The 24,529-nt window shown below is 31.7% G+C and carries 32 protein-coding genes; 21 read left to right on the top strand and 11 right to left on the bottom strand.

The features are described from left to right. The first annotated feature begins 89 nt into the window (after window positions 1-89). From HA148_RS05595 to rsmD, 4 genes are all read left to right on the top strand, one after another. Window positions 90-1,253 (top strand): GuaB3 family IMP dehydrogenase-related protein, encoded by a 1,164-nt coding sequence (locus tag HA148_RS05595; RefSeq protein WP_209131084.1) that lies wholly within the window; start codon window positions 90-92, stop codon window positions 1,251-1,253. Between the two features lie 230 nt (window positions 1,254-1,483). Next, window positions 1,484-1,807, top strand: a complete 324-nt coding sequence (gene trxA, locus HA148_RS05590) for a thioredoxin (RefSeq protein ID WP_209130943.1) — start codon at window positions 1,484-1,486, stop codon at window positions 1,805-1,807. An 11-nt stretch (window positions 1,808-1,818) separates the two neighbouring features. Then, the gene (gene hisH / locus HA148_RS05585; protein WP_209130940.1) at window positions 1,819-2,436 is read left to right on the top strand and encodes an imidazole glycerol phosphate synthase subunit HisH; all 618 of its coding nucleotides are present in this window, start codon (window positions 1,819-1,821) and stop codon (window positions 2,434-2,436) included. Window positions 2,437-2,449: 13 nt separating this feature from the next. Then, window positions 2,450-3,049 (top strand): 16S rRNA (guanine(966)-N(2))-methyltransferase RsmD, encoded by a 600-nt coding sequence (gene rsmD, locus HA148_RS05580; RefSeq protein ID WP_209130938.1) that lies wholly within the window; start codon window positions 2,450-2,452, stop codon window positions 3,047-3,049. Here the strand turns inward: rsmD and petG are convergent. Beyond that, window positions 3,026-3,145: a cytochrome b6-f complex subunit V gene (gene petG, locus HA148_RS05575; protein ID WP_011376619.1), complete on the bottom strand. Its 120-nt coding sequence runs from the start codon at window positions 3,143-3,145 to the stop codon at window positions 3,026-3,028. The two genes, rsmD and petG, sit on opposite strands and share 24 nt — an antisense overlap. Before the next feature lie 55 nt (window positions 3,146-3,200). Here petG and HA148_RS09685 point away from each other — a divergent pair, with 55 nt between their 5' ends. The 10 genes from HA148_RS09685 (at window position 3,201) to HA148_RS05525 (ending at window position 11,315) form a co-directional block, all read left to right on the top strand. Beyond that, window positions 3,201-3,587, top strand: a complete 387-nt coding sequence (locus tag HA148_RS09685; protein WP_308789042.1) for a c-type cytochrome — start codon at window positions 3,201-3,203, stop codon at window positions 3,585-3,587. Then, window positions 3,584-4,330: an RNA methyltransferase gene (locus HA148_RS05565; protein ID WP_209131081.1), complete on the top strand. Its 747-nt coding sequence runs from the start codon at window positions 3,584-3,586 to the stop codon at window positions 4,328-4,330. The genes HA148_RS09685 and HA148_RS05565 overlap by 4 nt, the downstream gene beginning before the upstream one ends. A 120-nt stretch (window positions 4,331-4,450) precedes the next feature. Beyond that, window positions 4,451-5,539: a magnesium chelatase ATPase subunit I gene (bchI, locus tag HA148_RS05560; RefSeq protein WP_209130936.1), complete on the top strand. Its 1,089-nt coding sequence runs from the start codon at window positions 4,451-4,453 to the stop codon at window positions 5,537-5,539. Between the two features lie 5 nt (window positions 5,540-5,544). Then, window positions 5,545-6,018 carry a crossover junction endodeoxyribonuclease RuvC gene (gene ruvC / locus HA148_RS05555; RefSeq protein WP_209130934.1) on the top strand — a complete coding sequence of 158 codons (474 nt, stop codon included), beginning with the start codon at window positions 5,545-5,547 and terminating at the stop codon, window positions 6,016-6,018. A gap of 10 nt (window positions 6,019-6,028) precedes the next feature. Beyond that, the gene (locus tag HA148_RS05550) at window positions 6,029-6,586 is read left to right on the top strand and encodes a 5-formyltetrahydrofolate cyclo-ligase (protein WP_209131079.1); all 558 of its coding nucleotides are present in this window, start codon (window positions 6,029-6,031) and stop codon (window positions 6,584-6,586) included. Between the two features lie 38 nt (window positions 6,587-6,624). Next, the gene (locus tag HA148_RS05545) at window positions 6,625-7,044 is read left to right on the top strand and encodes a SufE family protein (protein WP_209130932.1); all 420 of its coding nucleotides are present in this window, start codon (window positions 6,625-6,627) and stop codon (window positions 7,042-7,044) included. A 43-nt stretch (window positions 7,045-7,087) separates the two neighbouring features. Then, window positions 7,088-8,389 carry a homoserine dehydrogenase gene (locus HA148_RS05540; RefSeq protein WP_209130930.1) on the top strand — a complete coding sequence of 434 codons (1,302 nt, stop codon included), beginning with the start codon at window positions 7,088-7,090 and terminating at the stop codon, window positions 8,387-8,389. 70 nt (window positions 8,390-8,459) lie between these two features. After that, window positions 8,460-8,732: a hypothetical protein gene (locus tag HA148_RS05535; RefSeq protein ID WP_209130928.1), complete on the top strand. Its 273-nt coding sequence runs from the start codon at window positions 8,460-8,462 to the stop codon at window positions 8,730-8,732. Further along, entirely contained in the window at window positions 8,729-10,300 is a 1,572-nt protein-coding gene (locus HA148_RS05530) for an ABC transporter substrate-binding protein (protein ID WP_209130926.1), read from the top strand. The genes HA148_RS05535 and HA148_RS05530 overlap by 4 nt, the downstream gene beginning before the upstream one ends. Further along, window positions 10,293-11,315 (top strand): ABC transporter permease, encoded by a 1,023-nt coding sequence (locus HA148_RS05525; RefSeq protein WP_209130924.1) that lies wholly within the window; start codon window positions 10,293-10,295, stop codon window positions 11,313-11,315. The genes HA148_RS05530 and HA148_RS05525 overlap by 8 nt, the downstream gene beginning before the upstream one ends. On the opposite strand, the gene HA148_RS05520 is transcribed toward HA148_RS05525, so the two are convergent. Continuing rightward, on the bottom strand, window positions 11,312-12,862 hold the full coding sequence (locus HA148_RS05520; RefSeq protein WP_209130922.1) for an alpha/beta hydrolase: 1,551 nt from the start codon (window positions 12,860-12,862) through the stop codon (window positions 11,312-11,314). The two genes, HA148_RS05525 and HA148_RS05520, sit on opposite strands and share 4 nt — an antisense overlap. A 2-nt stretch (window positions 12,863-12,864) precedes the next feature. Between HA148_RS05520 and HA148_RS05515 the strand changes: the two genes are divergently transcribed. Beyond that, a complete protein-coding gene (locus HA148_RS05515) occupies window positions 12,865-14,094 on the top strand; it encodes an MFS transporter (protein WP_209130920.1) in 1,230 nt (409 codons plus the stop codon). Here the strand turns inward: HA148_RS05515 and HA148_RS05510 are convergent. Then, complete coding sequence (locus HA148_RS05510) at window positions 14,091-14,462, bottom strand: DUF2834 domain-containing protein (protein ID WP_209130918.1); 372 nt, start codon at window positions 14,460-14,462, stop codon at window positions 14,091-14,093. The two genes, HA148_RS05515 and HA148_RS05510, sit on opposite strands and share 4 nt — an antisense overlap. A 41-nt stretch (window positions 14,463-14,503) precedes the next feature. On the opposite strand from HA148_RS05510, the gene HA148_RS05505 reads away from it, so the two are divergent. From HA148_RS05505 to HA148_RS05495, 3 genes are read left to right on the top strand one after another with little or no spacing between them, the layout of a single operon-like run. Next, window positions 14,504-15,364, top strand: coding sequence for a carbohydrate kinase family protein (locus HA148_RS05505; protein ID WP_209130916.1), 861 nt, complete (start codon window positions 14,504-14,506; stop codon window positions 15,362-15,364). Window positions 15,365-15,389: 25 nt separating this feature from the next. Continuing rightward, window positions 15,390-15,581, top strand: a complete 192-nt coding sequence (locus HA148_RS05500; protein ID WP_209130914.1) for a hypothetical protein — start codon at window positions 15,390-15,392, stop codon at window positions 15,579-15,581. Beyond that, window positions 15,581-15,934: a hypothetical protein gene (locus tag HA148_RS05495; RefSeq protein WP_209130912.1), complete on the top strand. Its 354-nt coding sequence runs from the start codon at window positions 15,581-15,583 to the stop codon at window positions 15,932-15,934. The genes HA148_RS05500 and HA148_RS05495 overlap by 1 nt, the downstream gene beginning before the upstream one ends. Before the next feature lie 8 nt (window positions 15,935-15,942). Here the strand turns inward: HA148_RS05495 and HA148_RS05490 are convergent, their stop codons facing one another. The 5 genes from HA148_RS05490 to HA148_RS05470 form a co-directional block, all read right to left on the bottom strand. Next, window positions 15,943-16,461, bottom strand: a complete 519-nt coding sequence (locus HA148_RS05490; RefSeq protein ID WP_100883749.1) for a pentapeptide repeat-containing protein — start codon at window positions 16,459-16,461, stop codon at window positions 15,943-15,945. Window positions 16,462-16,544: 83 nt separating this feature from the next. Then, the gene (locus tag HA148_RS05485; RefSeq protein ID WP_209131077.1) at window positions 16,545-17,018 is read right to left on the bottom strand and encodes an HNH endonuclease; all 474 of its coding nucleotides are present in this window, start codon (window positions 17,016-17,018) and stop codon (window positions 16,545-16,547) included. A gap of 174 nt (window positions 17,019-17,192) precedes the next feature. After that, window positions 17,193-18,050, bottom strand: coding sequence for a transglutaminase family protein (locus HA148_RS05480; protein ID WP_209130910.1), 858 nt, complete (start codon window positions 18,048-18,050; stop codon window positions 17,193-17,195). Window positions 18,051-18,061: 11 nt separating this feature from the next. Then, complete coding sequence (locus tag HA148_RS05475; RefSeq protein ID WP_209130908.1) at window positions 18,062-19,003, bottom strand: alpha-E domain-containing protein; 942 nt, start codon at window positions 19,001-19,003, stop codon at window positions 18,062-18,064. Between the two features lies 1 nt (window position 19,004). Then, window positions 19,005-20,447 (bottom strand): circularly permuted type 2 ATP-grasp protein, encoded by a 1,443-nt coding sequence (locus HA148_RS05470; RefSeq protein ID WP_209130906.1) that lies wholly within the window; start codon window positions 20,445-20,447, stop codon window positions 19,005-19,007. Between the two features lie 128 nt (window positions 20,448-20,575). Here HA148_RS05470 and HA148_RS05465 point away from each other — a divergent pair, with 128 nt between their 5' ends. Beyond that, window positions 20,576-20,812 carry a hypothetical protein gene (locus HA148_RS05465; protein ID WP_011818573.1) on the top strand — a complete coding sequence of 79 codons (237 nt, stop codon included), beginning with the start codon at window positions 20,576-20,578 and terminating at the stop codon, window positions 20,810-20,812. A 31-nt stretch (window positions 20,813-20,843) separates the two neighbouring features. Next, window positions 20,844-21,077, top strand: a complete 234-nt coding sequence (locus HA148_RS05460) for a hypothetical protein (protein WP_209130904.1) — start codon at window positions 20,844-20,846, stop codon at window positions 21,075-21,077. 24 nt (window positions 21,078-21,101) lie between these two features. Here the strand turns inward: HA148_RS05460 and HA148_RS05455 are convergent, their stop codons facing one another. Next, window positions 21,102-21,377 carry a DNA gyrase gene (locus HA148_RS05455; RefSeq protein WP_209130902.1) on the bottom strand — a complete coding sequence of 92 codons (276 nt, stop codon included), beginning with the start codon at window positions 21,375-21,377 and terminating at the stop codon, window positions 21,102-21,104. A 557-nt stretch (window positions 21,378-21,934) separates the two neighbouring features. Here HA148_RS05455 and HA148_RS05450 point away from each other — a divergent pair. After that, on the top strand, window positions 21,935-22,090 hold the full coding sequence (locus HA148_RS05450) for a hypothetical protein (RefSeq protein WP_209130900.1): 156 nt from the start codon (window positions 21,935-21,937) through the stop codon (window positions 22,088-22,090). A gap of 19 nt (window positions 22,091-22,109) precedes the next feature. Here the strand turns inward: HA148_RS05450 and HA148_RS05445 are convergent, their stop codons facing one another. After that, entirely contained in the window at window positions 22,110-23,183 is a 1,074-nt protein-coding gene (locus tag HA148_RS05445; protein WP_209130898.1) for a WD40 repeat domain-containing protein, read from the bottom strand. Further along, a complete protein-coding gene (locus tag HA148_RS05440) occupies window positions 23,171-24,520 on the bottom strand; it encodes a CobW family GTP-binding protein (RefSeq protein WP_209130896.1) in 1,350 nt (449 codons plus the stop codon). The genes HA148_RS05445 and HA148_RS05440 overlap by 13 nt, the downstream gene beginning before the upstream one ends. Between the last annotated feature and the right edge of the window lie 9 nt (window positions 24,521-24,529).

The following is a 24,529-nucleotide window of genomic DNA, read 5'->3' as shown; positions in this document are numbered from 1 at the left end:
ACAAATCAAAATAAAACCTGTTGTTTTTAAATAAACCTTGGCTTATTACCCCTTTAGTTGTTAATTTAATCAGAATAATAAATAATTCCTTGAATATTGAACTTGGCTTAAATAAAAACGTCAGAAGGGCTTATGGCATCGATGAAATAGCTTTAGTCCCTGGTAAAAGAACACTTGATTACGAATTGACTGATCCTTCCTGGTCAATAGGTGATTTTAAGAGAGAAGTTCCTATAGTAGCTAGTGCTATGGACAGCGTTGTGGATGTCAATACAGCTGTAGAACTTACAAAATTAGGCTCCTTAGGTGTTATTAATATGGAGGGGATACAAGCCCGATATGAAAACCCTGATGTAATACTGAATCAAATAGCATCAGTAGGGAAGAATGATTTTGTTCCATTAATGCAGAAGATATACAGTGAACCAGTTAAGGAAGAATTGATTTTACAAAGAATAAATGAGGTCAAAGAAAGAGGTGGCATCGCAGCTTTTAGTGGAACTCCTCAAGCTGCTATTAAGTACAAAGAAACACTTAATAATTCCAAAATAGATTTATTTTTCCTTCAAGGAACAGTTGTTTCAACCGAACATCTTGGTATGGAAGGTAAGGAAACATTAAATATTAAAGATCTCTGCCAATCTATGAATGTCCCAGTCGTAGCGGGTAATTGTGTCACTTATGAAGTTGCCAAACTTCTTATGAATGCTGGAGTTGCAGGTTTAATGGTTGGTATAGGACCTGGAGCGGCATGTACTTCAAGAGGTGTATTAGGAATTGGAATCCCTCAAGCTACCGCAATAGCTGATTGTAGTACTGCAAGGAATGATTACTTTAAAGAAAGTGGTCGTTATATTCCTATTATTGGTGATGGGGGAATTGTTACGGGCGGAGATATTTGTAAATGTTTAGCGTGTGGTGCAGATTCTGTAATGATTGGATCACCAATAGCTAAATCCTCAAATGCTCCAGGTAAAGGATTTCACTGGGGCATGGCAACTCCAAGTCCTGTATTACCAAGGGGTACAAGAATTGAAGTTGGTTCTACAGGATCGTTAGAAAGGATAATTAAAGGCCCAGCTCTACTTGATGATGGGACACATAACTTATTAGGGGCCATTAGAACATCAATGAGTACTCTTGGGGCTAAAAACATAAAAGAAATGCATGAAGTTGAAATAGTTATCGCACCATCGCTTCTTACAGAAGGTAAGGTTTATCAAAAAGCTCAGCAGCTTGGAATGGGTAAGTAGTTCATTTAGACCAGTATTATAAAAACTTAGAGAATTAAACATTAAATTGAACAATTATCTAATTAGGAGTTATTATGAAATGATGGGGGAAACCCCATACTCCTCACACACTAAATCGCCCGATTAATCGGGCTTTTTTAGATATTTTGTTACTTATATTATTTTATCTGTAATGAAATCATCACTTAAAAGAATTGCCTGCTAAATTTTCAAAAAGGAATACTTAAATTATGTCATCAGCTCCAGCCGTAACTGACTCTTCATTTGACAAGGATGTACTTCAAAGTGATCTACCAGTATTGGTTGATTTTTGGGCACCATGGTGTGGTCCATGTAGGATGGTTGCACCAGTTGTAGAGGAAATCTCAAAAGACTTTGAAGGGAAAATTAAAGTTTTTAAATTAAATACAGATGAAAATCCGAATGTTGCCAGTCAATACGGAATTAGAAGTATTCCTACATTAATGATCTTTAAAGGTGGTCAAAAGGTTGATACTGTTGTTGGTGCTGTGCCAAAAGCAACTCTTGCGAGCACTTTAACTAAGCATTTATAGAATAAAAAACTTTGCACAAAATTGGACTTATAGATTATGGGATGGGTAACATTCATTCCGTAACAAAATCTCTAGAAAGTCTTGGAGAAGAAATAATATTAATTAAAAACTTTAATGAGTCCAATCTTTGTAAGGCGATAATACTTCCTGGGGTTGGAGCCTTTGATCCTGCAATGAATAATCTTATAAATACTGATTTGATAAGTGATTTAAAAAAATGGATCATAAGCGGGAAGTCTTTTTTGGGGATTTGTTTAGGTCTCCAACTCCTTTTTGAATCAAGCGATGAAGGAAAAGTTCAAGGTCTGGGAATTTTAAAAGGAAAAATACAAAAAATACCTAATATTGTTAACCAAAGAATCCCACATATGGGTTGGTGCCAACTTTTATCTACAAAACCAAATACTTTACTAGAGCTTAAAGAATTAAATAATTGGGTCTATTTTGTACATTCCTATCATGCAATCCCAGACGACTTAAATATTATTGCAGCTCAGGTAAATTATGGTTCCGAAAAATTAACTGCAATGATTGAGCATGATAATTTATTGGCTTGTCAATTTCATCCGGAAAAATCTGGTAAAACTGGAGAAAAACTTTTGAGAAGGTGGCTTAGTAATATTAAATAGCACATAATTACTGATGAAATCTAACTTAAGATTAATAGGAGGTAAAAGACTCCAAAGCCCAAATAATATTTATACGAGACCTACAACATTAAGAGTTAGAGAGGCTTTATTTAATATACTAAATAAAAGGGTTGAAAATAGTAACTGGTTAGATTTATTTAGTGGAACAGGATCGATATCTTGTGAGGCATATAATCATGGTGCAAGAAAAATAATTGCAATTGAAAAAAACAAAAACAACTCAAAAATTTGCTTAAAAAATTTACTCTCTTTGCAGGATATAAACAATAGGAAAAACGATATTGATGTTATTTGTAAAGACGTTTTGAACTGGACAAAACCAAATCACGAGAGAAACTTATCATCAAGAATTTTTGATTTAACAAAATTTAAATTTGATTTTGTTTATCTAGATCCTCCATATGATGCTAATTTTCACGAATTAGTTTTAAATCAAATATTTAATTGTAATTTTTTAAAAAAAGATTCAATAGTTATTTGTGAACATTCTCCAAACATATTTATTAAAAAAAGTACTTTATGGGAAACTATAGATGTAAGAAATTATGGGCAATCAAGATTAACATTTTTAATCAATGTCCAGCATCCCTGAACCTCTTCTGTATTGATTCCATGCACTTACGAATAATCCAAGAAGAGTTATTGGAACTAAACCTAAAACAATTCCACATAGAAGAGGCTCGATCATTTTTTTGCCTTTTTTGAATTTCTTATTCACAATTGTTACATAGAGACTATTTTTTGTGTCAACATCTTCATCAACTGCAGCAGAAAGAGACTTTAAAAGAGAATTCTTAAAAATTGTTTTTATTTTATTTGGAGTTTTTTTTATTTGTTTTTCAATATTTTTCGTAAAACATCAAGAAAATAACAAATATATTATTGAAACTCTTGCGCTTAATGGCTCTGCTGATGAAGGAGATGCTCTTTTTAAGATAAATTGTGTTGGATGTCATGGAATTACAGCAAGGGGATTAGTGGGGCCAGACTTACACTCAATAACTCAACGTTTGAATGATAAAGAGATAATAAAACAAGTTACTGGAGGCCTAACTCCCCCTATGCCAAGTTTTGAAATTGATCCTGTAAATATGTCCAATTTATTAAAATATCTTCATAGCCTTGAATAATTTTGGGGAAAATTTTTTCTAATTTAAAAGTAATATTAGTTGAACCAAATGGCCCTTTAAATGTAGGGAGCGTTGCTAGATTATGCTCTAACTTTGAAGTTGATGAATTAAGAATTGTTTCTCCGAAATGCGATATATTTTCTTTAGAAGCAAAAAAAATGGCTCTTAAAGGTCATAAATTTCTTGAAAATTGTAAGATTTTTGATAACCTTCAAAAAGCAATTTTTGACTGTGATGTAGTTCTAGCTTCTTGTGGAAGGATTGATGTAAATAAAAATTCATTTTTTGGATCTTCTGAAGATATATTTGATTGGACTTTATCCTTTAAAAAGATAAATAATTTAGCAATTATATTTGGAAGAGAAGATAGAGGTTTAACTAACAGTGAATTGCTTTTGGCGAATAAAACTTTTAATATCCCAACTTCTCAGAATAATCCTTCGTTAAATCTTTCTCACGCAGTTTCAATAGCTTTGTATGAGTTAAATAAGTCTTCAAAAAGAAACATTGATCAAGAACTAAAAGTTTTTAATCTTGCATCACCAAAACAAATACATGATTCGTTTTTGGAGATAGAAGAATTACTTTTGAAGGTTGGATATCTTTTAAAACATACTTCTAAGGCAAAAATCAGTAAATTTAAGAATTATTTTTTGAGGGCAAATACATCAATGCACGAAATAAATGTTTTAAGAGGAATTGTCCATCAAATAAACTGGTTTTTGAACAATTCAAAAAAATAAATAAGCATAAATCTGATTAGTTATTATTTCTCTTTAGTTTTATTTGATAGGGATATTTACTAAAAACATTTTCTGAAGTAACATCTATTGATTATTTGAATATTTAAGAAAACTAAAACTGTGCCTACAACAAAGAAAAGAAGAGTTTTTCCTTTTACAGCTGTAATTGGTCAAGAAGAAATGAAATTGGCTCTCTTATTAAATGTGATTGATCCAAGAATTGGAGGAGTGATGATAATGGGTGATAGAGGGACTGGAAAGTCGACCACAATAAGGGCCCTTGCTGATTTGTTGCCAGCAATCGATGTTGTTAAAGACGATCCATATAATAGTTCTCTCGTCGATCCTGATTTACAAAGTAAAGAAGTTTTAGAAAAAATTACTCAAGGAGAAAATCTAGAGAGTATTCAAAAACAAGTACCTATGGTTGACTTACCTTTAGGGGCTACTGAAGACAGGCTTTGTGGAACCATTGATATAGAAAAGGCTTTAAGTGAGGGTGTCAAGGCATTCGAGCCTGGATTATTGGCTAAAGCTAATAGGGGTTTACTATATGTTGATGAAGTAAATTTGCTTGATGATCATTTAGTTGACGTACTTCTAGATTCGGCTGCTTCCGGATGGAATACAGTTGAAAGGGAGGGAGTTTCAGTCCGACATCCTGCGAGGTTTGTCCTTATTGGGTCGGGAAATCCAGAAGAAGGTGAATTAAGGCCTCAACTATTAGATAGGTTTGGAATGAGTGTTGAGGTTAAGACAGTTAGAGATGCTGAATTAAGAGTTCAAGTCGTAGATCAAAGAACTTCTTTTGACGATAATCCTGACGAATTTTCATTGAGCGTTGAGAAACAACAGGATGAACTTCAACAAAAGGTTATGAAAGCACAAGAAATGTTAAATTCTGTTCAAATGGACGATGACCTAAGATTGAATATTTCTGCAATCTGCGGAGAACTAGATGTTGATGGTTTACGTGGAGATATTGTTACAAATCGATCGGCAAGGGCAATTGCTGCCTTTGAGGGCAGAACTGAAGTGCAAGAAGATGACATAGCAAGGGTTATTTCTTGCTCTTTAAGACACAGACTAAGAAAAGATCCCTTAGAACAAGTTGATTCAGGTGAAAGAGTTATTCAAGCCTTTTGTAAAGTATTTGATTTAGATGAAAAAGAAAATCTTTCAAAATTTCAATTGTCTGCAGAAGCTTAATCACAGTGAGAATAATTGGGATTGACCCCGGATTAGCTAGAGTTGGTTATGGAATTATTGAAATAGAGAATGGGAAAAAGATATTATTAGATTGTGGTGTAATCGAAACAGGCAAAGATAAAAAAGAAGAAGATAGACTTTATGAGATATTTAAAGATCTTAATGAATTAATAAATCATTGGAATCCAACATCAGCAGCGGTAGAAAAATTTTTCTTTTACAGATCAAGTACTACGATTAGTGTGGTGCAGGCTAGAGGCGTGATTATGATGGTATTAGCCTCAAGAAAAATTCATGTTAGTGAATATTCTCCTGCTCAGATAAAATTAACGATTGCCGGGTCTGGAAAAGCATCTAAGAAGGAAGTTCTTGATGCTGTTATGTATAGCTTAGAACTTAAAAAACCTCCAAAACCTGATGATTCAGCAGATGCCTTGGCCATAGCTCTCACAAAACTAAATGAAGATGGCATCAACTGAAGATTCAATTATGACTATTTCTGAAAAAAAGAAATTTGAGAGGCATACCTTTAGAAAACTTAGAGATGAGATTTCTTTAAATCAAAGAGAAAAAGTAGAAAAAAATGTAAAATTATATATTGATTCATTTATAAAGGAATATAAAAATATTGGTTACATTGCAATATATTGGCCTCTAAGAAATGAAGTAGATATTAGGAGTCTTAAGGAAAATTTTTCTATAGCTTTGCCCAGATGTAAAAATAAAAAAGAATTGTTATTTTATCCATGGGATAAAGAACCTCTCTCAAAAGATTATGAGGGGATACTAAGTCCAAATAACTCTTTTTCATTAAGTTATAACCAGATAAGTATGATTCTTGTACCATGTCTTTCTGTAGATAAAAATTTAACAAGATTAGGTTATGGAGGAGGTTATTTTGATAAATTAAGGACAGATAATAATTGGAGAAATGTTCCATGCATTGGAGTATTAACTTCCAATTGTGTAAGTACGATTCCATTAACCAGAGCTGAGTGGGATATTCCTTTATCAGGGTTTATCACAGAAAAAGAAATATTTGTATAATAGAAAACTGATAAAGCGATTAATTTATAGTTTTATAAATGGAAAATCAAGAAAAATACAATAATTTATCAAGATTAGTTGAAAAGTTGAAGAAATCAGAAGATCCAAAAAGAAAATATGAATACATTTTGTGGTTAGGGAAAAAATTGAAAGAACCAGATAATGAAATCCTTGTTGAAGAAAATAAAGTTAAAGGATGCGTTTCAGAAGTTTTTGTTAAGGCAAATATTAAAGGAGGTAAATTATTTTGGGAAGGATATTCTGATGCCCTAATAACCAAAGGTTTATTAGCATTTTTAATTACTGGGTTAAATGAATTAACACCTAATGAGGTTATTAAAATAGATAAGAAATTTATTGAAGATACTGGGTTGAAATCAAGCTTAACACCTTCTCGGTCAAATGGTTTTTTAAACATATTGTTGAAAATGCAGTCTCAAGCAAATGAATTTTTGTAGGCCTAATAATATAAAATTAAACTCAAAGTTAAAGAAATAAAAAATGAGAAAATGCAAAATTGGGATTGTAGGTTTTGGAACTGTAGGTTCAGGGATTTATAAAATAATAAGTTCTGAAGTTGATTCGCATCCAATTCTAAAAGAAATAGAAATTGCAAAAATAGCAGTTAAAGATATTAATAAAAAAAGGGATATTGAGCTGGATAATAATTTATTAACTGATGATCCATTTAAATTAATTAATGACCCCTCTATAGATGTAATTGTTGAAGTAATGGGTGGGGTTGATTTGGCGAAAGATATTATTCTGCAATCATTAAAATTAGGTAAATCTGTTGTTACAGCAAATAAAGCAGTCATTGCAAGATATGGAGAAGAAATATATAAAACTGCATCTAAAGAAGGAGTTTATATATTGTCGGAGGCAGCAGTTTGTGGGGGGATTCCTATAATCGAACCCTTAAAAAGATCATTAAAAAGTAACAGTATAAAAAAAATGATTGGAATAATAAATGGCACAACAAATTTTATTCTTTCAAAGATGACGAATGAAAAAGCTGATTACAAGGAGACCTTAAAATTGGCCCAAAGACTTGGTTATGCAGAATTTGATCCAACTGCAGATGTTGAGGGCCATGATGCTGCTGATAAGATTTCAATTCTTAGTGAACTTGCATTTGGAGGGAAAATTATAAGAGAGGAGATTCATTCTGAGGGCATTAGCAAAATTGATCTAAAGGATATCGAATATGCCAATAAATTAGGTTTTGAAATAAAACTTTTAGCGCTCTCCGAAAGGGGACAAATTAATAGTAATGATTCACTCGCTTTGAATATTTGGGTAGGACCTTCTTTGATTCCAAAATCTCATCCATTGGCAACAGTTAAGGGAGTTAATAATGCCTTATTGATAGAGGCCGATCCTCTTGGAGAGATAATGTTATATGGTCCAGGTGCAGGGAGTGGCCCAACTGCTGCATCAGTAGTATCAGATATATTAAATCTGCATGCCGCCTCAGTAAAAAATAATAATTCAATCGATCCATTATTATCTTTTTATTTCTGGAGAAAATGTCATATCATCGAATCTTCACAAATAAATAAAAAAAATTACCTTAGAATTGTTTGTCTTGATAGTCCAGGTGTTATAGGAAAGATTGGAGATATTTTTGGAAAGAATAATGTATCAATAGAATCAATCGTTCAACTTGATGCAAGTGACGACAAAGCTGAAATTGTCGTTATTACTCATGAGGTGAACAATGGAGATTTTGAGAGATCGAAAGATGAAATAAATTCGCTAAATGAAGTTAAAATTATTGCAAGTCAATTAAGTTGTATTTAAAAAAATAGTTTGCAAATTTCTTTATAGCTTGGTAAACCGAATAAAGTAAGTGTTTGTTTTTAGCACCTTAATGATTCATTCCAAACTATTAGATACTAATAATGAAAATAATAATTTAATTTTTTCTGAAAACCTTTATAAAGGTGCCTGCGTGAAAATTAAAAATAGCAATAAGACTTTTCAAGTAATTGGTTTAAATGAAGGTAAAGAAATTTGTTGGGTGAGAGAGTGGCCTTTTGCTTGTAATTCTAAAAAAACATTTGCTTTAGAAATAAGTCAAATAACCTTACAAATTTATTGTTCAAATAATACTTCAGAAAAATTAAGTAATCATAAAATATGAAAAAAAAAGTTCTTTTATCAATATTTATTATTTTAATTTCTTTTTTACAGAATTCTTGCGGCTCAAAAAGAATATCTAAAAAAATCATAGTAGCAAGTTCTGGGAAAATTGAATCTTTAGACCCAGCTAGAGCAAATACTCTTAAAGCAATTCAATTAATCAGTTCTCTAGGAGACACATTATATGAATTAAATTCTGATGGAGAATTAATACCTGAATTGGCCTCTGGCATGCCAATTATTTCAAAGGATAGACTTCAAATAACTATCAATTTAAGAAAGAATGTTTTTTTTCACGATGGAACTGTATTTAACTCAAATGCTATAAAGTTTACCTTTGATAGATTCAAAAGAATTGGAACGATGAATTATATTTTAGGAAATAAGATTAAATCAATAGAAACACCAAGTGAATATTCAGTCATAATAAATTTGAATAAACCATCAAGTTCTTTAAATGGTTTACTCACATCAGTAAATTTAACTCCAATATCTCCTACATTTTACAAACAATATTCTGATAAGTTTTTAAATGAAAAATTTGTTGGTACCGGCAAGTATGTGCTTACTAGTTTTTCTAATGAAGTTCAATCAATTGATCCATATTTGAATTATTGGGGTAAAAAGCCCTTAAATAAGGGTGTTAATTTTGTGGGATATTCAAATTCATCCTCTCTTTTTGGGGCTTTAAAAAGTAAACAAATTGACGTGCTTTTATCAAATTCAATTGATGATAGTCAGAGAAAAAGTTTAAATAATTTAAGCAAAAATAAACAGTTTAATGAAGGTAATAGCCCTTTCACTGAATTAAGTTTTATAAGCCTTAAAACTAGTTCCTATCCCTTAAGTAATCTTAATTTAAGACTGGCTTTGGCAAAAAGTCTTAATAGAAAGTTGATTAGTGAGAAAGTAAGTTATGGATTAAGGAAGCCATCTAGATCAATAATTCCTCCGATTTTAAAAAAAGATAATCAAGATCTGTGGCCTAAGTATGATTATTTAGAAGCAAGAAGGTTATTGCAAAAAGAAAATTATTGCGATGGCAATATTCTAAAAATACCCCTTACTTATAGATCGAATGTACCAGCTGACAAGCTTATTGCTCTGACATGGCAAGAAGAAATTAAAAGTTCTTTGAATGATTGTATTGAAATTGAACTCAATGGGGTTGAATCTACAACAGTTTATAAGAATCTAAGTCTAGGAATTTATACGGCAGTTATTCTTGATTGGACTGGGGCTTATTCAGATCCAGAGGCCTATCTCACTCCTCTTTTAAGTTGTAATGAAATAGTCGATGGCAAATGTAAAAAAGGAGAATCAGTTTACAGCGGTAGTTTTTGGGGATCTAATAAAGTGGAAAGTTTATTTCTTGAGAGTGAAAAAATAAGTGGAATTAAAAGATTAGAAAAACTTATTGAAATTGAAAAAATAGCAGCAAATTCAATACCTTATATTCCTATTTGGATATCCTCTCAAAAAGCATGGTCTCAAAATAAAATATCAAAACCTATTTTTAATGGTGCAGGAATAATTTCATTGAGTGATCTTGAGATATTTAATGAGTAGAAATTTAAATAAACTACTTAATTATTCCTTATTAAAAATTTCATTAATACCGATAATGTTATGGATAATTTCTTCATTAGTTTTTATTTTATTAAGAGTTGCACCTGGCGATCCTGTCGATGCCATACTTGGATCAGGTGCAGATGAGATTTCTAGGGAATTTCTAAGAAATAAATTGGGACTAAATGAACCTTTAATAAATCAATATTTTTCATATATTAAAAGTATATTGCACTTAGATTTTGGCCAATCTCTTAGTACCCAAGAGCCAGTCCTAAACATTATTATTAAGTCATTGCCTGCAAGTATTGAGCTTGGATTCTTTTCAATATTAAGTGCCACACTAATAGGATTCCCATTGGGATTAATTGGCTTAAGAAATAGAGGGAAAAAGACTGACTATATCTCTAGAATACTAGGAATTGCTACATATTCGATCCCTCCTTTTTGGGGTGCAATGTTATCCCAATTATTATTTTCTGTGTTTTTTAATATTTCCCCAATTGGGGGTAGATTTCCAATATTTCAGCAACAACCTCAAATCACAGGTTTTCTAGTTTTAGATAGTATTCTTTCAAATAATATTATTGCTCTGAAAGATAGTCTTTATTATCTCGCACTTCCTTCTCTTACCCTTGGTTTTTTATTAAGTGGGATATTCAGCCGCTCATTAAGAGTAAATTTGGATAAGACATATAAAAGTGATTATGTAAATGCTGCTATATGTAGAGGAATATCAAGGAAAAAAATATTTTTAAACCATGCATTGCCTAATGCTCTATTGCCAATTGTCACTATTTCTGGCTTGACTATGGCCTCATTGGCAGGAGGTGCTTTATTGTTCGAGGTAACTTTTTCATGGCCAGGTATAGCTTTAAGATTACATGAAGCTATTTCTCAAAGAGATTATACCTTGGTTCAAGGAATTGTAATTTTTACCTCTATGCTCATAGTTTCTTTAAATCTCTTCGTGGATATTTTAATCGCATATTTAGATCCACGAATAGAATACTAATTTTCGGAAATTTCTTTTATTGTTTCAAGATCTAAAAGATGGAAATTAAGTCCCAAATCTCTTTGGTTTTTAACTACTGTAGGGATCTTTTGGTCTTTTATATTTTTTAAAAACTCAACTATAAATTTAGTAGATAAATCTTGTACTAATATTGGCTCTGAACCAATAAAAGTTTCATTTATTTTGAAGACGTCATTATTTTCTTCATAGCTTTCATTAATTCTTATTGGAGAGAAATGACTTGCCCCTTCAATAATTAGAAATCTATTTGATGGATTATTTAAAGCAGAAAAAACTCTAAATTGTTCATTCATTAATGGTGTAATAAGGTCATAAGTACCACCTATTAAAAGGGTGGGTGTTTTAATGCCTGCACTATTTTCTTTTGGCCATAATAAACTGCCAAATGAATTAAAAGCTATTATCGCACTGGCCTTATTAGTGTTATTTTTCTCGGGGAATGGTATTTCGCTCAGCTGACATTGAAGTAATTTAGATAAATTTGTTACTGCAAAATCTTTTAATGCTGAATCACATTTGTCCTCTAGTTGATCAGTAGGCTTTTCCCCTTCATATAAAAGTGCTATTAATGCACCAAGTGAATGTCCCATTAAAATATAAGAATCATTAGCTAAACCAAATTCTCCATTTTCATGAGCTTTTAATACAGCATGTAAATCTTTAATTCTATATAAGAAGAAGTCTGCACTTCCTGGGATTGTTTCTTTACCTTCGAGGACTTCTATGAACGATTCTAAATTACTCCCTCTATGGTCTATGAATAATATTGGCCAACCTCTTTTAGCTAATTCGTTGCCTATCCATTTGAAATTATTAATTTCTCCTCCAAGCCCTGGCATAAAAATTATCAGTTCTTTATCATCATTTGTTTGATTGCTTTTCCATATTTCAATTTCAAAAGCTTTCACTCGGTGAGGCGCATAAATTTTTTTATCAATTTTTATTAGATCTTGAGTTGATTTTTTTTCAATATTTTTGTAGGTATTTTGGTTCGTTCTTTCAAGTTTATTTAATTTTGATAAAAGTTCTTGTTGCATTGATAATTCATTTTTCCATGATGAAATTATTAAAATTAAATTATCAATATCTAGTGAAATTTCTTCTGAAGGTAATGACTTTATGATTTCTAAAGTTGAAACTTCTTTTTCTTGATCTAGTAATTTTTCTATAGTGTTATAAATTTCTGTACCATTATTATCATTTGGAACTTTAATGGTTTTGCTTAATTCTGTAAGAATTTTACGCCCTATCCAACTTCTTAATATTTCTCTATTTAACCCCTTTTCCTTGAATACTGGAAATTCTAAAAATTTTGATAATTCAAAAACTCTTATTAATCCATTTTTTTTTAACCAATCAATTAATTCTGTTGAATCATCTTTGTATTTTTCTAATTTTGATAATTGTTCTATAGTAAGAGGAATTATCATCTCTTCAAATTTAATATTTATCTTTTCAGCAGCCTTTAAACCATTATTAAAAGATAAACCACAAAAACTAATAAAAATTATAAAAATGAATTTCACTTGTGATTAGTCCGAATAGTTTACAAATTAGCAAAAATTGGTGGTTTCAATTTCCATATCACTTGAGGTTAATAACCAAGATACGATTTTACGCTGCATTTGGAGCAGGAGGTGTTATTTATTTAACATCACTTATTTTTAATAACATAGGATTATCGGCAACAGATATTGGCTTGGGGTTTACCGTTTCAGCAATAATTGGAACCTTAACAAGAATTTTTACAGGTAATTATCTTAATAAAACAGGGAAAATACAATTTCCAATAGTTACTTCTTCAATACTAAGTATTGCTGCGAGCTTATGCCTCATTTTTTCAGGAGATACCTTTTTGTACATAATTGGACAATCATTTGTTGGTGCTGCTGCAGGAATATATTGGCCTGCTGCCGAGTTTGGGGTGCCCTATTTTTGCAATACTATCGAAACACGCAAAGCATATGCTCTTGTGAGAAGTTCGGAGGCTTTAGGAATATTTCTAGGGGTATTCTTAGGGGGTTATATGACCAATTTTTTGTATTCTAAATCAATTTTTATTAATGATATATTTTGCATGTTAGTTATCACATATTTAATATCTAGAAATAGTTCATCTATTAAAAAAAACTTAGAAAATTTCCAAAAAAAATTAGTAAATCCAATTAATCAGACACAATTGAAATGGAATAAAAATTCAACAATAATAATTTTATCTATTTTATTTATAACTACCTCTTTGGCTCTGATTCAAGTAACTTTGCCTCTGGATCTTGTTAAAGGTGGAGTATATCGCAATGCATTAAGCAAAGAAATTATTAGTCTTATAATTTCTATTCAGTTAATTTTATTGTTGTTTTTACAATGGCCTGTCGGTTCTTGGATATCTAAGAAAGGAAGATTATATGGCTTGAAATTTAGTTTAATAAATTTCTCTTTCGCTTCATTTTTATTATTTATTTCTAGTTATCTAAATATCCCAGCTTTTTATTTAATTTCTTTTTCATTGATATTAGTAAGTTTAGGGACTGCTTCATTTCTTCCAACATCAACAGATGTCGTTTTCAGAATAGCTCCTTCAAACAAAAAAGGTTTTGCACTTGCTCTATTATCACAATGTTTCGCTATGGGTTATTTTTTTGGACCATTTATTTCGGGACGAATATTAGATATATTTGGTTATGCTTCAATAATCTGGCTTTCCATTTCATGTTGTTGCTTTATAGCATTTGCAATTCTATTTAAGAGATTATTTTAATTAATCCTTTCTAATTCAATAATTCTTCTCTCTCTTAGAAATAAGAAAAAAGGTGCAGAGAATGCGAAAGCTATAAGAAAAGTTCCAATGTATACAACCCACATATTCTTCATGTTTAGTTTTTTTGATTCATTTACTATCCATATAAAAATAGCGCTTGCTCCTACTAATAAGTCTCTAGAAATTGACTGAGCTGCAGGGTTTGCATTCGCTAAAGAAATGAAGTTATTTATATCAAAGCTGTTCCCATATTCCCTAGCAAATTCAAAATTTGCCATCATTGGCAGTACAGCACCCAAAATTGATAGAAAAAGGTAAAGATAAGATAGTATCTGTTTATTATCTTTTAAAATGTTCAATGAATTCACTTGTCAAAAATATTTCTTTTAATAATAGTATTTAAAAGCTTATGGTTGTTGAAAAGAATAATAAAGTTGAAGACTATACATTTAAAAAAGGAAATTTAAATTTTGCTGTGGTTGGTCATGTTGAGTGGATAAATTTCTTAAAGGTTGATCAATTACCAAAACCCGGAGTCATTTCTCATTCTGAAAAGTCCCTTGAGTATCCAGCTGGTGGTGGCTCCATTATCGCCAAAATACTTGCTGATTTAACTTTAAACCAAATTCATTTTTTTACATCATTAGGTAATGACGAATATGGAGATAAGTGTTTCAGGATTCTCTCAAATATGGGAATTAAGATGCATGTAGCTTGGCGTGATAAACCAACTAGAAGAGGATTTAGTTTAATTGACTCTCAAGGTGAAAGAGCAATAACAGTTATTGGTGAAAGGTTAGCTCCAACTCATAAAGACAAGTTGGAATGGAACATTTTAAAAAAAATGGACGGAATTTTTATTACGGCATCTGATTCAGAGATTTTTAAAATGGCTAGATCAGCTTCAATACTGTGTACGACACCAAGGGTAGGATTAAATACAATTAATAAATCAAATGTTCTTTTAGATGGATTAATAGGCAGTAATCTTGATCCCGGGGAAGTTTTTTCTTTTTCTGATTTATCTTTAAAACCCAAATATACTATTAAAACCGAGGGAGAGAAGGGAGGCATACTATTCCCTGGAGGAAGATATAAGGCTCTTAAAAACAAAAAATTAAAGGTTGATTCTTATGGATGTGGCGATTCTTTTGCTGCGGGTATTCTTTATGGAATGGCATCAAAATGGGATATAGATAAAAGTTTAAATCTTGCTAAAGTAATGGGAAGAGACGCAAGTGAATTTTTCGGCCCATATGCAAATAGTTAGTAAAAAAAATTGATTTAAGACTTATATGAGTAATTTAGATAACAAAAATAAAAATCTACTTGTAGAAAACATTATTCTTTTCTTTTTATTTACTGTTTTTTTAGTTTTTAAATCTTTAAAAACATTATCTAAAATTTTTACCTACGGAATCGTAAAAAAAGAAATATTAACTACTAAAAGTGACTTAGGTGTAGATATTAAAATAAAAATTAAGTAATGAAAATATTTTTAGTTTTTCTAATTTTAGGAGTTATTTTTTTGGGCTTCAAAAAAATTAATTCTAAAAAACCAAAGAATCTAAAATTAGATAAATTTAAAAATAAACTGCAGAGCACGCAAACAAATATTGACAGAATTTTTTTAAGAGAGGAAGAAAAAACCTTTTCAAATCCTAATATAAATATTTATATTGGAGTCTATGATAACGAAGAAAATATTAATAGAAAATCCAATATTCACAGAGCAAGACTTTCAAAATTTAAGAAATCTAAATTAAATGGTGAGATGATATTTCAAGACGAAGAACAAAGGATTTATAAATTTAATAATGGAAAGAAATTTTACTTATAATCTTAATGCTAACTACACTCAAGACTTTCTCTAGTTGAAACGCCTGTTGTTGGATTTATTCCATCCGCAATTTCACAAAGATTTCTTTGGTCTTCGCTGTCAAGAATAGCGTAAGAAAAATCTGCTCCTTCTATTTGAGCTCCTGCAAAACTGCTGCCTGATGCGATCATATTTATTAAAACAGCATTTCTAAGATCTGTTTTTTGGAAATTAACTCGATCAGAAAGAGTATCAGTCAGGTCGATCCCATTTAAATTAGAACCTTTTAAATCCGATAGGGTTAGGGTAGTTCCATGTAAATCAACATCACTAAAATCTGCATCTCTCGCAACAGCTCCAGCTATAGAAGACAAATGAAGATCTTCTCCATGGAAATCAAATCCTGTAATATTAGCTCTAACATAACTTGGAACTTCATCCCCCTCACCCTTAACAGCTACATTTGCCCCAGCAAAAACTGGAGAAGATAAAACTAAGAAAGAAAAAGTTATACATAAAAAATATTTTAAAAAACTAAAAAATTTCATACCCAAAAATTCCAATATTTTTATTTTATAACAATTAGATAATTTTTTAAATTGATGTGTAAATTTGGAACTCCTTTTTAAGATTATTTAACACTGTAAATTTTAAATCTAGGTTCTAGATTCGTTATACAATCAAGAAGTTTTTTGTTATCTTTGCTATTTGTAACCTTGAACTCAGATTCAACTGTACCGCCTTCATCTCTTATAGCTTGATTTAAAACTATGGAACCGTTTTCGTCAGAAACTGATCTATGAAATGTTCCTCTAGGTATTCTTAGAATATATCCGCATGATTCTAATCTAACTTTATAAAAGGGGTAATCCCAGCCAAAATTGATAAGAAAAAATGTTCTTCCCCCAGAAATAGCTAGTAGATTATCTTCTTGATTGTGATGTATGTAAAATTGCCAATTATTAAACTCTTCATCATTTGGCGGACTTACTGCAGGACCACTGTGAATAACTAGATCTCTATAGTTTGATTTATTAACACTAATATCAAAAAATCTTACATCTTTTGTATCGCGAAATTTTTCATAACTTATCAATTCAAACATTTTCGATTTGTTTGATTTGATAACGGGAATTTCTAAACTTGAGTTCAATTTTCTTTAAAGATTAAACAAATGAAAACAGATATATATATCCAAGAACGTATCAATTAACACTAAAAAAGAAACATATTATTATTTATATTTTTTTGTTATTTTAAAAGATTAAAAATTTAGTGTTTATTTAATTTCAAGAGGTTTGATTTCCCAAGATAAAGTATTTTCTAAATTATTTTTTCCTATAAAGTTTCCCGTTATTACAGAGGTTAAATTAGATTTTGAAGAGGATACCAATGTTAAATATCTATCATCTATTAATCCTTTTCCGCTTGGATCAAAACCTCTCCAGCCAGCACCTGGAATATATAATTCAGCCCAAGCGTGTAAATCCAACTCAGAGGGTAAGGGATCTTCAAAATGATAACCACTTACAAACCTACTTGGGATACCAATAGACCTACAAGCTTCAACCATCAGCATTGCTAAATCTCTGCATGAACCTATACGCTCTCTAAGTGTTCTGCTAGCCGGCCATGCTGGACCTGTATGTCTTTTAGTATATTTAACCCGATCTTGAATTATCTCTATTAGTTGGTAGGTAAATGATAATGCGTTATTAATGCTTCCTGCTAAAGCTTCTTGGGCAAGTTCTACGGCAGATGGATCGTGTTGTCCATTTGGCATCCACCCTTCTAATGCTCCCTGTAAATCTCTGTTGATAATGCTTCTACAAAAAGGCAATGTTAAATCTCTATTTTTAACCCCATCAATAATGTTTGGATGTTTAATGGTTTCAACTTCGCTGATTGATTCAATAATTAAATTATCTGTTAATCCATGGAATCTGATTCTGTTTATCTCTTCTCCGCTTGCAGCAAGTAATGGATAAATAATATCTGGTTCTGGGGTTATGTTTAATTCGAAATTCTTTAGTTTTTGGAAGCCATTCGACCTTGGCTTTATACATAATCTATGCTCGCCTAATTGAACAGGATCTTCGTATTTATATTCAAGTTTGTGAATGTATTTAATTCTCATTAATAAACTTATTAATTAATAAAATATTTTTCTTGAATGAGATCATTTAACTTGTTTAAATCCATTTGCAATGAATCGATTGCCTCATGTAAACCATCATTGATTATATCTTCAATTCTGATATAACTCCACTTTGCTTTAAGCAAACCTCTCATGCATTCTAATTCTGAAGGATTTTCATTAGATGGTGAGGTATCTATTGTTTTGAGAGTATTGCTTATCCCATCAAGACAGTATCTTACTGATCTCGGAAAAATTGGATCAAGTAAAAGAAATCTCGCAACTGAATTAGGCTTTATAGAATTTTGCACTGCTTTCCTAAACATCTGATAAGCTCCAGCTGAGCGTAAAAGTGCAATCCATTGCAGCTCATCAAGAACTCCTCCAAGTTCATCTAAGCTGGGTAGGAGTAAATAATATTTAACATCTAAAATTCTTGATGTTTTGTCAGCTCTTTCGATTAATCTTCCAAGCATGCTAAATCTCCAGGCAAGATCTTTGCTTAGAGTCGCATCTGTAATCCCATAAAAAAGCTGACATTCCCTCCTTATTTCACTTAATTGTTCTTGTCTTGGTTTATTCCATATTGCCTCTCCTTCTTGCATATTCCAATATAAAATATTAATCTGTTCCCACATTTCTGTGGTCATGACATCTCTGATTTGTCGTGCATTTTCTCTTGCCATTTGAATGCAAGAAATTATACTGTTTGGGTTTAAACGATCTCTTATTAAAAAATTAATAACGTCATTAGGTTTTTTTTCTGGGAATCTTTTATCAAAAGATTCTCTGTCACTAGAGGCATCAATTAACGGGAGCCAAGGTTCTGCACTTCCTGGTGGACAATCTAATGACATTGCTTCACTTACTTCCACGAAACGAGATATGTTTTCCGCACGTTCTAAATAACGATTGATCCAATAAAGAGATTCTGCTACACGACTTAAAAGCATATTATTCCCCTACAACCCATGTATCTTTGCATCCTCCACCTTGAGAAGAATTAACGACTAATGATCCTTTTTTTAATGCTACCCGCGTAAGCCCACCTGGGCTAACCCATGAATCTTTTCCTCTTAAGATATATGGTCTTAAATCAACATGACATGGATATAGTTCTCCCTCACATAACGATGGCACAGTAGATAATTCTAATGTTGGTTGTGCTACGAAATTTCTAGGATTATTTTTAATTTTATTAGCGAATTCTTCTATCTCACTAGTTGTTGAGTGAGGGCCAATTAACATTCCATACCCCCCAGCTTCTGCGACAGACTTAACAACAAGTTTTGATAAATTTTCTAGAACATATTCTCGATCCTTTTGGTAATGACAAATATAAGTTTCTACATTTTTAATAATAATTTCTTCATCAAGATAATATTTAATCATCTTTGGAACAAAAGAATAAATCATTTTGTCATCTGCTATTCCCGTCCCAGGTGCATTTGCTAAAGCAACATGACCTGCTTTAAAAACATCAAGTAATCCGCTAACACCAAGGCAGGAATCTTTTCTGAAATTAAGAGGATCTAAGAAATCATCATCAATCCTTCTGTAAATGACATCTACTCTTTTTAATCCAGAGGTGGTTTTTAAATATACATAATCATCATTACAAACTAAGTCATGACCCTGAACTAGTTGGATTCCCATTTCTTGAGCTAAATAACTATGTTCAAAATAAGCACTATTAAAAATTCCAGGAGTAAGTAGAACTATCTTGGGTGTATCTGTCCAAACCGCAAGTTCTTGAAGAGTTTTTAAAAGATATGATGGATATTCATCAATTGGTTTTACTATTCTTCCTGAGAAAAGATTAGGAAAAATATTTTTCATAACTAATCTATTTTCTAAAAAATAAGCAACCCCAGAAGGGCACCTTAAATTATCTTCTAAAACATGCCAATCTCCATTCCTATCCCTTATTAAATCAAGTCCTGAAATTTGACACCATTTATTTAGTGGAGGTTTGAAACCTATCATCTGAGGTCTCCAACCTTCTGAACTCTCTATTAATTCTCTTGGAATTATTCCATCATTAATTATTTTTTGAGAATTGTAAATATCATCTAGAAATAAATCAATTGCCTCAAGCCTTTGTTTTAGGCCTTTTTCTAACGTTACCCAATCATCTTTACTAATTATTCTAGGAAGTGGATCAAAAGGTAATATTCTCTCAGTACCTTTAAAACCAGTATCGTTTAATCTAAAAGTTGCACCATGTCTTAGTAATAATTTTTTTGCGGCAGAGTGATTCCTGTTTAATTCTTCAATTCCCATATTATCTAAAGATGAAAGAAGTGGAATCAATATTTCTCTTGCAGAGTTAACATTATCCTTAAAGTATTCATCAAAACTATTTTTAGGCTTATAACTTGAAAACATATTTTTCATCGTTTAATAATTTTTACTTTAGCTTTTTATCTTTATTCGTATTTATGGCTACCAAAAAAAATATCTCTTGAGTTGATCTATATCATTATTTTGATCATTGAAGTATATTTCTTAAAAATCTAAAAGGTATGAGTTCTAGTAATTGGCAATTTGTTTTTTTTAGATATTTCGCAAGCTTTCTTTTTATCCTCTCTCACAGTTTGCTGGTTCTTGATCATCTACCAGTAGGGGCAGCACTTCACGGACTTGGAGAGGTTTTTATTGCGCCTTGGGCTTTTAGGGAAAGAGCATGGGATCTTGTTGTTATTGCAGTTTTATTTTTCTTCTTCGATATCTGGGGACTTATAAACACTCCTTGGAATTAACTGATATTATTTATTTACTAATTCTGAGAAAATGATATTAAAAATTAAGTCTTATTTTTATCAAATTTATAAAATAATTTTTCTTTTATTACTTACGAATATTTCTAATTTGTACGCACATAATTTATTTAATGGTGGTTGCAAAGACCATTGCGGCCAAAAGGTTAAAGTAATAAGTAATAAAAACAAATTAAAAAATATTGATGATCAAATAAATATTGAGAGTAAAAATTCTTGTTTAAATAAATCACTGTGTAGAGGTTAACCTCTCGAGATTTTTTAAATTTTTTTATGAAAGTGTTTCTTTGATAATTATCATTAATGTACTATTTGCTTGATAATTTTTATTGGGAGGATTTATTTGATTTTTAATTAAAAAAATAAAAGTATATATTAACGGTAGAAGTAATGATGACGCGGCAACTAAAGCAATAATCTGGTTCAACCTAATAAATGGTTTTTTTACAAGATCCTCTCCACACAAGCCACAAATCAAAGTACCATTTGAGGATTGTTTTTGAAATTGATATTTAGGATTGCAATATGGGCAATAATATTGAACCATTTTGAAATTTTATTGCTTTAATCATTATCTATAAAATTAGAAGAAAGTCATCCCATAACAAAAAAGAGGGCTTATTTAAGCCCTCTTTTATCTCTTACTTATATTTTTTACTGAAGTTAATAACGCACCTAAATCATGGATCCTTGTTGCTAACTTCTATTAAGCTAATGCTCACCAAAATTAACTAATTGTCTTTAACTGGGGCAAAAACTCTAGAATTAAGCTTGTTTCTTATAGGGCACCTAAACGACGCAGAAGAAGGAAGCTTAGACATTAATAAAAAATAATTGGAGCAGTTAATTAAATTAGTTCGGTTTATTCCGAAATTTCAGGCAGGCTATCGATCATTTTGAAAGACCTCCTAGAACTCAACAATATAAAATTAGGAAAATATTTCTCTAAAGACAATCCGTTTTTATACGCATTGCTTTTTAATTAAAAATGTCCGAGAGTAGTAATCAATCGCGTTAATTTTTTTGAGATATATTTAGTAAGTTTTGCTTATTTCTTTTGATATTTAATTCGTCTATCTTAATTTTAAATTGAGGAACTCTTTTATGGATCATTCGAAAGAAGTTAGTAAAAATGATAAATCTAATCCTATAGATGAATATTTTCAATGTCTCTCATATTGCGATATTCACCCTAAAGGAATAGATAATGACTGTGAGGTCATTTGTATGGAAAGACATTTAAAAGCTAACTATTGGTGATTTTATAAATTTCTAATTTTTATTTAAATCCTTTAGAAAAAAGATTAGTACGGACTTTAAATTTCCATACATTTACTACACCTTTTGCATTAACTGCTGCAAGTGCACAATCATCAGGTCTCCAGGATATTGCCCCTACTAAATCTCCTGCGAATGCAGCCCCAACTGGGTCTCCATTACCGTCTTTTTTTAGAAAACTTGCGACAACAGAACCATCTCTGGATCCTGAGGCTACGAGCATACCTTTATTTGAAAAGGCTAGGCTCGAAATAGGTTCTGTATGGTGACAAAGCTCTCCTGGCATAGTCCCTTCTGGACCATTGCCTATAAAGCTCCATACTGTAATTCTTTCACTGCCGCTAGTCGCTAATAATTTTCCGCTGTCATCAAATGAAAGGTGACTTGGTTTTCCAGGGTATCCAGTCATTTCAGCATCCATTCCTGTTGATCTTCTCCAGAAATGAACTGAATTGTCTTGACTCCCACAGGCGACTATATCTCCGTCAGGGCTTAATTCCATAGAGACCAATGATCCTTGCCATTCGAGTTTTTGATTCGTTTTATTATTAACAATGTCAAAGAATGTCACTCTGCCATAGCATGCAGTTGCGAGCTCATTTTTGTTTGACCATGTTATTGCACTTACTGTGCTTGGATGGTCTTCTGAGATCCATTTCTCTTCTCCAATTTCATTAAAAACATATACTTTTTTTGAGGAAGCTATCGCTAGAAATAAACCGTCATTAGACCACTTGAGGTGTTCTACCCAACCCTTACCAAGATTAAGTGTTTTAATTACTTTACCTTCATGGCAATTACAAATTTGAACATTTCCATCCTGACCTGATGTTGCAAAAATCTCACCCTCTGGATGAATGGCCATCGCTAATAGACCCCCGGAGTGTATATTTTCTTTTTCCCAAGTAATTTTTCCAGTATCTCCTTCGAACGAAAAAAGACCTCCTGACACGTCGCCAACAATAAATTGTTTCCCTTTAAGAGCCCAGCCACATGCTATGGCGTAATCGTTAACTTCAGCAGTCCATCCTTCATGGAACATGCCTCTTGGGCTAAATGGTTCTATATCAGGCATTTATCAAAGCCTTCTTGCATCTCTTTCTCATTTAAATTTCTACCGATAAAAACAAGTTGATTTCTACGAGGTTCGTTACCCCATTCTTTATCAGGTTGTGCAGTAAATAACATGTGAACTCCTTGGAAAACTATTCTCCTTGGGTTACCTGAGTAACTTATGAAACCTTTAGTTCTGAATATATCCACTCCTTTTTCTGATAGAAGTCTTCCCATCCAAGTATTTAGTTTTTCTGGGTCAACATCTCCAAAACGCTCTATAGCAATTGAGCCTACTTCATCATCATGTTCGTGCTCTGCTTGCCAGAATCTTTCAGTATTAAATGGAATCTCTTTATTTTCGTCACTTTTAATGACTTTCATATTGAATTCTTCAGCAGTGTGCTGTGTAAACAAACCTATTTTGGTTGGTTTTTCTATGTTCAGGATGAAGGATTTATTCCCTTTATCATCTAATTTGAGATTTATATGTTCTCCATATGGGATAGTTTTTCCAGGTTCTAAAGTATTAGTTTTTTCTGCATAAAGTCTTACGGAGGATTCAGCCCCATCTTTAAGTTCCTCCTCACTCTCACCTTGGTTAACTAGAGCTACTAGGGACATTTCTGGATCTGGTCCATCTTCTAGCATTAATTCATATTTACCTGCATCAAGATCGTAAACACCTGTCCATTCAAAAGGATATTCTGGTTCAAGGAATGTTGGCCTGCGTTTAAGGATCTGATCAAGATCAAATGCACTTAGATTTAAGACTGTTTCAATTGGTACTTTGGCATTCTCGGCTCGAATAATTCGAGTCATTCGGTTCATATCTCTCAACCTCGATTCAAGAGTATTTAGTGCATCATCAGAGACTAAATCAGTTTTGTTAAGGACAAGAACATCTGCAAATGCAACTTGTTCTGAACTTTCATCACTCCTTCCTAGTTGCTGATCGATATGTGCAGCATCAACTAAAGTCACAATTCCATCAAGAGTAAATTCAGAACTAATCTCTTCATCCATGAAAAAAGTCTGAGCAACTGGACCTGGATCTGCTAATCCTGTCGTTTCAACTAAAACATAGTCAAACTTATCTCTTCTTTTCATAAGGTTGCCAAGGACTCTTATTAAATCACCGCGTACAGTACAACAAATGCACCCATTTGACATCTCAAATACTTCTTCATCGGCATTAATCACTAGCCCTTGATCTATACCTACTTCACCGTATTCATTCTCAATTACGGCTATTCTTTTCCCGTGCTCTTCACTCAATATTCTATTAAGCAAGGTAGTCTTCCCTGAACCTAAAAATCCAGTGAGAATAGTAACGGGAACTTTATCTTTGATGCTCATTTAATGATT

This window comes from Prochlorococcus marinus XMU1405, from assembly GCF_017696275.1.
GTDB lineage: Bacteria > Cyanobacteriota > Cyanobacteriia > PCC-6307 > Cyanobiaceae > Prochlorococcus_A > Prochlorococcus_A marinus_AB.
Note: the sequence above shows the minus strand (reverse complement) of the source record. Positions and strands in the feature narration are given on the sequence as shown.